The organism is Pseudomonas sp. SZ40, assembly GCF_052958135.1.
In genome coordinates this window covers 200,181-212,175 of sequence record NZ_JBQWIF010000005.1, presented here as the reverse complement: position 1 = coordinate 212,175, position 11,995 = coordinate 200,181, and the positions used below count along the sequence as shown (strand labels likewise).

The window sequence follows — 11,995 nt, the reverse complement described above, 5'->3', positions numbered from 1 at the left end:
CGCGGCAAGGCCGCCATCGCATCGCCCGCAAGCGGGCTCCTACGGGCTGGGATTTTCATGCTTTCGTAGGTGCCCCGCGGTCGACGCGTCTGCCTCGCGGGTACCGGACACCCCTTTCTGTAGGAGCCTGCTTGCGGGCGAATCACCGGGCCAATGCCGATTCCGCGGCAAGGCCGCCATCGCATCGCCCGCAAGCGGGCTCCTACGGGCTGGGATTTTCATGCTTTCGTAGGTGCCCCGCGGTCGACGCGTCTGCCTCGCGGGTACCGGACACCCCTTTCTGTAGGAGCCTGCTTGCGGGCGAATCACCGGGCCAATGCCGATTCCGCGGCAAGGCCGCCATCGCATCGCCCGCAAGCGGGCTCCTACGGGCCGGAGTCTTCATGCTTTCGTAGGCGCCCCGCGCGCCGAGGTCGACGCGCCTGCCTCGCGGGTGCCGAACACCCCTTTCTGTAGGAGCCCGCTTGCGGGCGAATCATTGGGCCAACGCCGACTCCGCGGCAAGGCCGCAATCGGATCGCCCGCAAGCGGGCTCCTACGGGCTGGGATTTTCATGCTTTCGTAGGCGCCCCGCGGTCGACGCGTCTGCCTCGAGTGTGTCGAACACCCATTTCTGTAGGAGCCCGCTTGCGGGCGAATCACCGGGCCAACGCCGATTCCGCGGCAAGGCCGCCATCGCATCGCCCGCAAGCGGGCTCCTACGGGCCGGAGTCTTCACGCTTTCGTGGGGCGGCGCTCCTGCAAATGCCTAGATGCTGATTTGCAGTGGGCTCGGGCTGCTGGTCGCCGACAGCTTGGTGATGATGGTCTGCTGCAGGCGTGCGCACAGTTCCGGGTCGGACAGCGGCTGGTTGTTGGCGTCGGTGACGAAGAAGACGTCCTCTACGCGCTCGCCCAGTGTGGCGATCTTGGCGTTCTGCAGTGACAGGTCGAAGTCCAGGAATATCCGGCCGATCTTGGCCAGCAGGCCGGGGCGGTCTGGCGCGGTCAGCTCCAGTACGGTGACCGGCCGCTGGGCATCGTTGTGGATGGTCACTTGCGGTGCGAAGGCGAAGTGCTTGAGCTGACGCGGCACCCGACGCTGAATGATGTTGGGGTACTCGTCCGGGTGTTTCAGGGTATCGATCAGGCTCTGACGGATCTGCTTGATACGCTGTGGGTTATCGCCGATGGAGCCACCTTCCACCTCGAGCACGATGTAGGTGTCGAGGGTGAACTGACTGGTCGAGGTGAGAATTCGCGCGTCGTGAATGTTCAGGTTCAACTGCGCCATGGCAGCAACCGTCACCGCGAAGAAATCATGCTGATCCGGTGCGTAGATGAATATTTGCGTGCCGCCCTCGAACTCGCGCTGGGTGGTTTCCTTGATCAGCACCAGCGGACCCCCGTCGCTCGGGTGCTGGAGGATCGCATCGGTGTGCCAGGCGACATCGCTGGCGGTGTGGCGCAGAAAGTAGTCATCACCGAGTTGCGACCATAGCTGCTCGACGTCATCGGAGTCGGTGCCGCCGCGTACCAGGGTATCCAGCGCCGCGCTCTGAGTCAGGCGAATCTGTTCTTCGCGCTCCACCGGGTTTTCCAGGCCGCGGCGCAAGGCTCGCTTGGTTTCCGTGTAGAGCTGACGCATCAGGCTGGCGCGCCAGGAATTCCACAGGCTCGGGTTGGTGGCATTGATGTCGGCCACCGTGAGCACGTAGAGGTAGTCCAGGTGGGTCTGGTCGCCCACGAACGCGGCGAAGTCATGGATCACCTGCGGGTCGGACAGGTCCTTGCGCTGAGCGGTGGTCGACATCGCCAGGTGGTTCTGCACCAGCCAGACGATCAGCCCGGTATCCCAAGCCGGCAGATGGTGGCGCCGGCCGAAGGCTTCGGCGTCGATGGCACCGAGCTCGGAGTGGTCACCGCCGCGGCCCTTGCCGATATCGTGATAAAGGCCGGCCAGGTAGATCAGTTCGGGCTTTGGCAGCTTGTCGATCAGCTTGCTGGCCAGGGGGAATTTCTCCGCCAGCTCCGGCCATTTGAACTTGCGCAGGTGCTTGATCAGGTTGAGCGTGTGCGCGTCGACGGTGTAGATGTGGAACAGGTCGTGCTGCATCTGCCCGACGATATGGCCGAACTCCGGCAGGTAACGCCCGAGGATGCCGTAGCGGTTCATGCGGCGCAGATTACGGTGAATGCCCTGTTCGCACTTGAACAGCTCGATGAACAGGCTGGTGTTGCGGATGTCCTTGCGGAAATCGTCGTCGATCAGATGACGGTGATCGCGCAGCAGGCGAATGGTATCGGCGCATACCCCGCTCAGATTCGGGTGTTGGGCCATCAGCACGAAGATCTCGATGATGGCGAATGGCGTGCGCTTGAATACGTTCGGGTGGGTCACCTCGATGTAGCCGTCACGAACCTGGAAACGGCTGTTGAGCGGCGTCGCCGGGCCACTGTCACCGGCACGCAGGATCTCTTCCTCGAAGTGCTGGTTGATCAGGTCGCTCAGCTCGGCGATGGCCATCACCACCCGGTAGTACTTCTGCATGAAGCGTTCGATGGTGCGCTTGGTGTCTCCCTCGTCGTACCCCAGCAGTTCGGCCACCTTGCTCTGGTGGTCGAACAGCAGGCGGTCTTCGGCGCGCCCGGCCAGCATGTGCAGGGCGTAGCGCACCTTCCAGAGAAACTCCTGGGAAGAAGCCAGCAGGGTGTATTCGCTTTCCAGCAGGAAGCCCTGGCCGACCATGGCGTGCAGGTTGAGGGTGCCGAAGTGGCGGCGTGCGACCCAGAGAATGGTCTGGATGTCGCGCAGCCCGCCGGGTGAGCCCTTGACGTTGGGCTCGAGGTTGTACTCCGTGTCGTTGTACTTGGCGTGTCGACCTTTCTGCTCGTCACGCTTGGCCAGGAAGAACTCCTGGCTCGGCCACATGTGCGCACTGGAGGTGACCTCCTGCATGCGTCCGCGCAGATGCTCATGGCCGGCGATGGTGCGGCTTTCCATCAGGTTGGTGATCACCGTCAGGTCGGCGCGGGCTTCTTCGCCGCACTCGGCGACCGAGCGTACGCTCTGACCGACTTCCAGGCCGATGTCCCAGAGCAGGGTAAGAAAGCCTTCGATCGCGTCGCGGAAGATTTCCTGATCATCGCTGCCGAGGAGGATCAGCAGGTCGATATCCGAATAGGGGTGTAGCTCGCCACGGCCATAGCCGCCTACCGCCAGCAGGGCGATTTCGGCGTCCGCGTTCCAGGCAAAGCGATTCCAGGCTTCGAGCAGAATCTGGTCGGTGAACCAGGCACGGTCCTCGACCAGGCGGCGCACGTCGCGGCCGCCACGAAAGCGTGCATCGAGCACTTCGTGGGCGCGGCGGATGGCTTTCTTGAAGGCGCCGATGGGGCTGGACTTGAGCGCCAGTTCCGCCTGGAACTGGCCGCGATCGAACAACTCGGAGTCTACCTGCGGCATGCGGCGGCCTTCCTTCTATCTATAGGCGTGGTTCGAGATCAGGGGGAAACACGTGCAATGGTGTCATCGCCGCGCAGGGTGAATATCTCGTAGCCATCGGCCGTGACCAGCAGGGTGTGCTCCCACTGCGCGGACAACTTGCGGTCCTTGGTGATCGCGGTCCAGCCGTCACCCAGTACGCGGGTTTCCGGGCGCCCCTGATTGATCATCGGTTCGATGGTGAAGGTCATGCCTTCCTTGAGCTCCATGCCCGTACCGGCACGGCCGTAGTGCAGCACCTGCGGGTCCTCGTGAAACACCGAGCCGATGCCGTGGCCGCAAAACTCGCGCACCACCGAGAAGCCATGCTTTTCGGCATGCTTCTGGATCACTTCGCCGATGTCGCCCAGGCGGGCACCGGGGCGCACCACCTCGATGCCCTTGTAAAGGCATTCCTGGGTGATGCGTGACAGGCGCTCGGCCCACTCCGGTACCTTGCCGACGTGGAACATGCGGCTGGTGTCGCCGTAGTAGCCGTCCTTGATGACGGTGATGTCGATGTTCATCACATCACCTTCCTTGAGCGGCTTGTCATTGGGGATGCCGTGGCACACCACGTGGTTGAGCGAGGTGCAGATGGACTTGGGGAACCCCGGACGGCCTGGAGCGGCGCCATAATTGAGCGGCGCGGGAATGGCCTTCTGCACGTTGACGATATGCTCGTGGCAGAGGGTGTTCAGCTCGTCGGTGGTGACACCTGGCCTGATGTGCTCGGCGATCATCTCCAGCACTTCGGCGGCCAGGCGGCCGGCGATGCGCATCTTCTCGATTTCATCGGGCGTCTTGAGGGTGACGGTCATGGTGATCTCGGTATCTATAAAGGACGCCATTCTAAGCCCCAAGCCTCGAGCTGCAAACCGCAAGTAGGAGCAGGACGCTCATCTTGGACTAGACTCACTTGCCCGGGACGCCGGACATTCAGCTTGTGGCTTGCCGCTTGTAGCTTATGGCCGCTTCCTGTGGTATAAAACGCGCCGCTTTACGGGGCAGCCCCCGAAAGCTTAACCCCACACACGTATCGACACGATTTCCTGGGTGCCCGCAAGGGTTGGAAATTGGGATGCGTGGAGGCCTAACCCGACTTATCAAGGAACTATCATGTCCCAAGTCAATATGCGCGATATGCTGAAGGCCGGTGTGCACTTCGGCCACCAGACCCGTTACTGGAACCCGAAAATGGGCAAGTACATTTTCGGCGCGCGTAACAAGATCCACATCATCAACCTTGAAAAGACCCTGCCGATGTTCAACGACGCGCTGTCGTTCGTTGAAAAGCTGGCTGCTGGCAAGAACAAGATCCTGTTCGTCGGCACCAAGCGTTCCGCTGGCAAGATCGTTCGCGAAGAAGCTGCTCGTTGCGGCTCGCCGTTCGTCGATCACCGCTGGTTGGGCGGCATGCTCACCAACTACAAGACCATCCGTGCCTCGATCAAGCGTCTGCGTGATCTGGAAGTGCAGTCCCAGGACGGCACCTTCACCAAGCTGACCAAGAAAGAAGCACTGATGCGCTCGCGCGATCTGGAAAAACTGGATCGCAGCCTGGGTGGTATCAAGGATATGGGCGGTCTGCCTGATGCTCTGTTCGTCATCGACGTTGATCACGAGCGCATCGCGATCACCGAAGCCAACAAGCTGGGCATCCCGGTAATCGGCATTGTCGATACCAACAGCAGCCCGGAAGGCGTTGACTACATCATCCCGGGTAACGACGACGCCATCCGCGCCATCCAGCTGTACATGGGTGCCATGGCCGACGCCGTTGTTCGTGGTCGCAGCAACGCTGGCGGCGCTACCGAGCAGTTCGTCGAAGAAGCACCGGCTGCAGAAGCTGCCGAAGGCTAAGCGGTAACGCAGAGCATTTAGTGTTATGCGCTGCGCAAAAAGGGGGCTAGGCCCCCTTTTTGCCACTCACAGATTTGATCGCCTGCATGACGGGCGATGCTTGAAGACCTACCAAGAGGATTTTCAAAATGGCAGAGATCACTGCAGCCCTGGTTAAAGAACTGCGCGAGCGTACTGGCCAAGGCATGATGGAATGCAAGAAGGCCCTGGTTGCCGCCGGTGGCGACATCGAGAAAGCCATCGACGACATGCGCGCTTCGGGTGCCATCAAGGCCGCCAAGAAAGCAGGCAACATCGCCGCTGAGGGCGCTATCGCCGCTCGCGTCGAAGGTGGCCGTGGCCTGATCATCGAAGTCAACTCGCAGACCGACTTCCTGGCTCTGCAGGACGACTTCAAAGGCTTCGTAAAAGACAGCCTGGATGAAGCCTTCACCCAGAACCTGACCGAAGTCGCGCCGCTGATCGCTTCCCGCGAGTCCGCTCGCGAAGGTCTGGTTGCGAAGTGCGGTGAGAACGTCAACATCCGTCGTCTGACCGCGGTCGCTGGCGAAACCGTCGGTGCCTACCTGCACGGTCACCGCATCGGCGTTCTGGTCGTTCTGAAAGGCGGCAACGACGAGTTGGCCAAGCACGTTGCCATGCACGTCGCTGCTTCCAACCCGGCCGTGGTTTCGCCGGACCAGGTTTCCGAAGAGCTGGTTGCCAAAGAAAAGGAAATCTTCCTGCAACTGAACGCTGACAAGATCGCCGGCAAGCCGGAAAACATCGTCGAGAACATGATCAAGGGCCGTATCAACAAGTTCCTGGCAGAAGCCAGCCTGGTTGAGCAAGCGTTCATCATGGACCCGGAAGTCAAGGTCGGTGACCTGGTCAAGAAAGCCGGTGCTGAAATCGTTTCCTTCGTACGTTACGAAGTGGGCGAGGGCATCGAGAAAGCCGAGAACGACTTCGCTGCCGAAGTCGCTGCTCAGGTTGCTGCCAGCAAGCAGTAACAGGCGTCTAAGCTAGTGCCCCAGAAGAGGCTGCCCGCTCACGCGCGCGGCCTCTTTTTCAAATGGGATTTTTTTCCAAACGACGGTTGGTGCGCAGGGCACGAACGGTCGTGAGCGCTGTCGAAGCGCTCGATATGCGCGAGCCAAAGGGTTCGCACGTTTTCTTACGCCGCAGGAGAGACTGGTAATGGCTCAGCAGGTGAGTGGTCGTCAACCGCGCTATAAGCGCATTCTGCTCAAACTTAGCGGCGAGGCCCTGATGGGGTCTGAAGATTTTGGCATCGACCCCAAGGTGCTCGATCGCATGGCGCTGGAAGTCGGCCAACTGGTCGGTATCGGCGTGCAGGTCGGTGTGGTGATTGGTGGTGGCAACCTGTTCCGTGGCGCTGCGCTGAGCGCCGCTGGCATGGATCGGGTAACCGGCGATCACATGGGCATGCTGGCCACGGTGATGAACGCCCTGGCCATGCGCGATGCGCTGGAGCGCTCCAACATCCCCGCGCTGGTCATGTCGGCCATCTCGATGGTCGGGGTTACCGACCACTACGATCGCCGCAAGGCCATGCGCCACCTGAAAACCGGTGAGGTGGTGATTTTCGCCGCTGGCACTGGCAACCCATTCTTCACCACCGACTCTGCCGCCTGTCTGCGCGGTATCGAGATCGATGCCGATGTGGTGCTGAAGGCAACCAAGGTGGATGGTGTGTACACTGCCGATCCATTCAAGGATCCGCACGCGGAAAAATTCGATCGCCTCACCTATGACGAGGTGCTGGATCGCAAGTTGGGCGTGATGGATCTGACGGCCATTTGTCTGTGCCGTGACCACAATATGCCACTGCGTGTTTTCAACATGAACAAGCCGGGTGCCCTGCTCAATGTCGTGGTGGGTGGTGCCGAAGGTACTTTGGTCGAGGAAAGTAAAGAATGATCAACGAAATCAAGAAAGACGCCCAGGTACGCATGCAGAAGAGCCTGGAATCGCTGGCCCACGCATTCAGCCGCATCCGCACCGGCCAGGCCCACCCGAGCATTCTCGGCGGCGTGATGGTGCCTTACTACGGTGCCGATACACCGTTGAATCAGGTTGCCAGCGTGACCGTGAAGGATTCGCGCACCCTGCAGGTCGTGGCGTTCGAACGCAACATGCTGGCTGCCGTGGACAAGGCGATCCAGAGCTCCGGCCTGGGGTTCAACCCGACCAACCTCGGCGAGCTGCTGCTGATCTCCATGCCGGCACTGACCGAAGAAACCCGCAGGGGCTTCACCAAGCAGGCGCGTGACGCTGCGGAAGACGGCCGTGTGGCCGTGCGCAATATTCGTCGTGATGCCCTGAGCCAGCTCAAGGATCTGGTCAAGGAAAAGGAAATCAGCGAAGACGAAGAGCGTCGCGCTGCTGACGATATCCAGAAGCTGACCGACAAGTTCGTGGGCGAGATAGAAACTGCCGTCAAGCAGAAAGAAGCGGACCTGATGGCCGTTTAACGGCCAGGAAGTCGCCATGGACAATTCCAAAGTCGGTGCCGTGATGGCCGTTCCACGGCACGTGGCGATCATTATGGACGGTAACAACCGCTGGGCGCGCAAGCGCCTGCTGCCTGGCGTGGCCGGGCACAAGGCGGGTGTCGATGCGGTGCGTGCGGTCATCGAGGTGTGCGCCGAGTCCGGGGTCGAGGTGTTGACCCTGTTCGCGTTTTCCAGTGAGAACTGGCAGCGTCCCGCCGAAGAGGTCGGGGCGCTGATGGAGCTGTTTCTCAGTGCGTTGCGCCGGGAAACCCGCAAGCTCGACGAGAACGGCATCAGCCTGCGTATCATCGGGGACCGTTCGCGCTTCCATCCTGAGCTCCAGGCTGCCATGCGGGAGGCCGAGTCCAGGACATCTGGTGGTGCTGGCGAAAAGCGCTTCATCCTGCAGATCGCAGCGAACTACGGTGGTCAGTGGGATATCGCCCAGGCTGCCCAGCGCCTCGCTCGCGAGGTTCAGGGCGGGCACCTGCAGCCTGAGGACATTACCCCTGGTCTGCTGCAAAGCTGCCTGGTCACCGGTGAGCTGCCCTTGCCCGACCTGTGTATCCGCACCGGCGGTGAGCATCGGGTGAGCAATTTTCTGCTCTGGCAAATAGCCTACAGTGAGTTGTATTTCTCCGACCTGCTGTGGCCGGACTTCAAGCACGACGCCATGCGCGCAGCGCTGGCGGATTTTGCCAAGCGTCAGCGGCGCTTCGGCAAAACCAGTGAACAAGTAGAAGCCGAGGCCCGCGCCTGATGCTCAAGCAACGAATCATCACGGCGCTGATCCTGCTGCCGATCGCCCTTGCAGGCTTTTTTCTGCTCGAGGGCGGCGCGTTCGCGCTGTTCATCGCTGCCGTGGTGGTGCTTGGTGCCTGGGAGTGGGCGCGCCTGGCCGGTTTCGCCACGCAGTCATTGCGTATTGGCTACGCGGCGCTGGTGGCGGTGCTGCTATATGTGTTGCATGGTTTGCCCGCGCTGGCGCCCTGGCTTCTGGGTGTTGGCGTGCTGTGGTGGGTGTTCGCGACCTTTCTGGTGCTCAATTATCCGCACAGCAGCCGCTACTGGGGTGGTCTGCCGGGGCGCCTGTTGATCGGTCTGCTGATTCTGTTGCCCGCCTGGCAAGGGCTGGTGGTGGTGAAGCAGTGGCAGCTGGCCAACTGGCTGATTCTGGCCGTGATGGCGCTGGTCTGGGTGGCGGATATCGGTGCCTATTTTTCGGGTAAACGATTCGGCAAGCGCAAGCTGGCCCCGCATGTCAGTCCGGGCAAGAGCTGGGAAGGTCTGATTGGCGGTCTGCTGCTCAGTCTGCTGCTGACCGTGGTCGTTGGTCTGTATCGTGACTGGTCGTTCGGCGAATTCCTGCTGGCTCTACCGGCTGCGGCTCTGGTGGTGCTGATTTCCGTGGTTGGCGATCTCACCGAAAGCATGTTCAAGCGTCAGTCCGGCATCAAGGACAGCAGCAATCTGCTGCCCGGTCATGGTGGCGTACTCGATCGCATCGACAGCCTCACTGCAGCGGTGCCGGTGTTCGCCGTACTGCTGTGGCTCGCTGGCTGGGGTGCGCTGTGAGTCAGGTGCAGCGCATTACCGTGCTTGGCGCCACGGGCTCGATCGGCCTCAGCACACTCGACGTCATCGCCCGTCATCCTGACCGTTATCAGGTTTTCGCGCTGACCGCGTTCAGCCGCGTGGCGGAGCTGGAGGCCCTGTGCGTTATCCATCGGCCGAGCTTCGCCGTCGTTGCGGATGTGCAGGCGGCGAATGATCTGCAGGCTCGCCTGCGTCTCGCCGGCCTCGCGACCCACGTGCTGTTTGGCGAGGCAGGGTTGTGCGAGGTATCGGCGCATGCCGAGGTGGACGCCGTGATGGCGGCCATCGTCGGTGCGGCAGGCCTCAAGCCCACGCTGGCGGCGGTGGAGGCGGGCAAGAAGGTGCTGCTGGCCAACAAGGAGGCGCTGGTGATGTCGGGCGCGCTGTTCATGCGTGCCGTACGGCAGAGTGGTGCCGTGCTGCTGCCTATCGACAGTGAGCACAACGCGATTTTCCAGTGCCTGCCGCAAGATTACGCCCGTGGCCTGCAGCCGGTTGGCGTGCGTCGCATCCTGCTGACCGCGTCCGGTGGCCCGTTTCGAGAAACCACGCCCGAGGCGCTGCATGCAGTGACTCCCGAACAGGCTTGCGCTCATCCCAACTGGTCGATGGGGCGCAAGATTTCCGTCGACTCGGCCAGCATGATGAACAAGGGGTTGGAGCTGATCGAGGCCTGCTGGCTGTTCGATGCGCGCCCTGATCAGGTCGAAGTGGTCATCCACCCGCAGAGCGTCATCCATTCGCTGGTCGATTATGTGGACGGCTCGGTACTCGCCCAGTTGGGTAATCCCGACATGCGTACCCCCATCGCCCACGCCTTGGCGTGGCCGCAGCGCATCGATTCCGGTGTCGCGCCGCTGGATCTGCTGAAGATTGCGCGGCTTGATTTTCAGGCCCCCGACGACGTGCGCTTCCCGTGCCTGCGCCTGGCGCGTCAGGCTGCGGAGGCAGGTGGTAGTGCCCCGGCCATGCTCAATGCTGCGAATGAAGTCGCCGTGGCGGCGTTTCTCGAACGGCGGATTCGCTTTACCGATATCGCGCGTATCATTGACGGCGTTCTCGAAGCCGAGCCGGCTGTCGCGGTCGAGTGTCTCGACGCCGTGCTCGAGGCCGACCGCCGTGCGCGGGAGTTGGCTGGGCAGTGGTCGAATCGTGGAGAGGTGGCATGAGCGCACTGTATATGATCGTCGGTACCCTGATTGCGCTCGGGGTGCTGGTGACCTTTCATGAGTACGGTCATTTCTGGGTGGCCCGACGCTGCGGCGTCAAGGTGCTGCGTTTCTCGGTAGGCTTCGGCACGCCGCTGGTGCGCTGGCATGATCGCCAGGGCACCGAATTCGTGATCGCCGCCATCCCGCTCGGTGGCTACGTGAAAATGCTCGACGAGCGTGAGGGCGATGTGCCCCCGGCGTTGGCCGAGCAGTCGTTCAATCGCAAGACCGTCGGGCAGCGTATCGCCATCGTGGCCGCTGGCCCGGCGGCCAACTTCGCATTGGCGCTGGTGTTCTTCTGGCTGGTGGCCATGCTGGGCAGTCAGCAGGTGCGCCCCGTCATCGGTGCCGTGGAGTCCGGCAGCCTGGCGCAAGTCGCCGGTTTACAGGCGGGCGAAGAAATCGTTTCGATCAACGGCAAGGCGACTGTGGGCTGGTCGGCGGTCAATCTGCAGCTGGTGCGTCGCCTTGGCGAAAGTGGCGAGCTGATGATTGCCACCCGGAATGTCGACGGCGGTGCTGACACCCTGCATCGTGTCGAGCTGGACAACTGGCTGCGTGGCGCCAATGAGCCGGACCCGATCGCTTCGCTGGGTATTCGCCCCTGGCGTCCGAGCCTGGAGCCGGTGTTGGCCGAATTCGACCCCGAGGGGCCTGCGCAGGCTGCTGGCCTGCGTGCTGGCGACCGCCTGCTGGCGCTGAACGAGCAGCCGCTGGTCGATTGGCAGGATCTGGTCGACCGTGTGCGTGGGTTGCCAGGGCAGTCGGTATCCTTGTCGCTGGAGCGTGATGGGCAGCGTCTGGATGTGCCCGTCACCCTGGCCCGGCGTGGTGAAGGCGACGCGGTCAGCGGTTATCTGGGGGCTGGCGTCGCGTCCGCTCAGTGGCCGCCTGAAATGCTTCGCGAGGTCAGTTATGGTCCGCTGGAGGCTGTCGGTGAAGGCGTGTCGCGCACCTGGACAATGAGCGTTCTGACCCTCGATTCGCTGAAGAAAATGCTGTTCGGCGAGCTCTCGGTAAAAAACTTGAGCGGGCCGATAACCATTGCTAAAGTGGCGGGCGCTTCGGCCGAGTCAGGCCTCGGGGACTTCCTGAATTTCCTCGCCTACCTGAGTATCAGCCTGGGTGTTCTCAATTTGCTGCCCATTCCTGTGCTGGATGGGGGGCATCTGCTTTATTACCTGGTCGAGTGGGTGCGGGGTCGTCCCCTCTCCGAGCGGGTGCAGGGTTGGGGGATGCAGATTGGTATCAGCCTGGTGATCGGGGTGATGCTGCTGGCTCTGGTCAATGACCTTGGGCGCCTGTGACCTCTGCTGAATTACATATCTTTCGTCTCGAACGACTGATTTCTTATCGTTAGTTGG

General features: G+C 61.9%; 10 protein-coding genes. 8 read left to right on the top strand and 2 right to left on the bottom strand.

Going from position 1 to position 11,995, the window contains the following annotated elements; translation table 11 throughout:
* Positions 1–748: 748 nt before the first annotated feature.
* Positions 749–3,445 carry a [protein-PII] uridylyltransferase gene (locus ACT9T4_RS07050; RefSeq protein ID WP_042555168.1) on the bottom strand — a complete coding sequence of 899 codons (2,697 nt, stop codon included), beginning with the start codon at positions 3,443–3,445 and terminating at the stop codon, positions 749–751.
* 38 nt (positions 3,446–3,483) lie between these two features.
* On the bottom strand, positions 3,484–4,284 hold the full coding sequence (map, locus tag ACT9T4_RS07045; RefSeq protein ID WP_042555169.1) for a type I methionyl aminopeptidase: 801 nt from the start codon (positions 4,282–4,284) through the stop codon (positions 3,484–3,486).
* A gap of 298 nt (positions 4,285–4,582) precedes the next feature.
* On the opposite strand from map, the gene rpsB reads away from it, so the two are divergent.
* The 8 genes from rpsB to rseP all read left to right on the top strand — a co-directional run bounded on the left by rpsB (position 4,583) and on the right by rseP (position 11,938).
* Positions 4,583–5,326 (top strand): 30S ribosomal protein S2, encoded by a 744-nt coding sequence (rpsB, locus tag ACT9T4_RS07040; protein ID WP_042555170.1) that lies wholly within the window; start codon positions 4,583–4,585, stop codon positions 5,324–5,326.
* 128 nt (positions 5,327–5,454) lie between these two features.
* Positions 5,455–6,318: a translation elongation factor Ts gene (gene tsf / locus ACT9T4_RS07035; RefSeq protein ID WP_042555171.1), complete on the top strand. Its 864-nt coding sequence runs from the start codon at positions 5,455–5,457 to the stop codon at positions 6,316–6,318.
* Positions 6,319–6,505: 187 nt separating this feature from the next.
* Positions 6,506–7,249: a UMP kinase gene (pyrH, locus tag ACT9T4_RS07030; RefSeq protein ID WP_042555172.1), complete on the top strand. Its 744-nt coding sequence runs from the start codon at positions 6,506–6,508 to the stop codon at positions 7,247–7,249.
* Positions 7,246–7,803, top strand: a complete 558-nt coding sequence (gene frr, locus ACT9T4_RS07025) for a ribosome recycling factor (protein WP_042555173.1) — start codon at positions 7,246–7,248, stop codon at positions 7,801–7,803. Before pyrH ends, frr begins: the two co-directional genes overlap by 4 nt.
* Before the next feature lie 16 nt (positions 7,804–7,819).
* A complete protein-coding gene (gene uppS / locus ACT9T4_RS07020; RefSeq protein ID WP_042555174.1) occupies positions 7,820–8,584 on the top strand; it encodes a polyprenyl diphosphate synthase in 765 nt (254 codons plus the stop codon).
* Positions 8,584–9,399, top strand: a complete 816-nt coding sequence (locus ACT9T4_RS07015; protein WP_042555175.1) for a phosphatidate cytidylyltransferase — start codon at positions 8,584–8,586, stop codon at positions 9,397–9,399. Before uppS ends, ACT9T4_RS07015 begins: the two co-directional genes overlap by 1 nt.
* Entirely contained in the window at positions 9,396–10,589 is a 1,194-nt protein-coding gene (gene ispC / locus ACT9T4_RS07010) for a 1-deoxy-D-xylulose-5-phosphate reductoisomerase (protein ID WP_499116205.1), read from the top strand. The genes ACT9T4_RS07015 and ispC overlap by 4 nt, the downstream gene beginning before the upstream one ends.
* Complete coding sequence (rseP, locus tag ACT9T4_RS07005) at positions 10,586–11,938, top strand: RIP metalloprotease RseP (RefSeq protein ID WP_499116203.1); 1,353 nt, start codon at positions 10,586–10,588, stop codon at positions 11,936–11,938. The genes ispC and rseP overlap by 4 nt, the downstream gene beginning before the upstream one ends.
* The last annotated feature ends 57 nt before the right edge of the window (positions 11,939–11,995 follow it).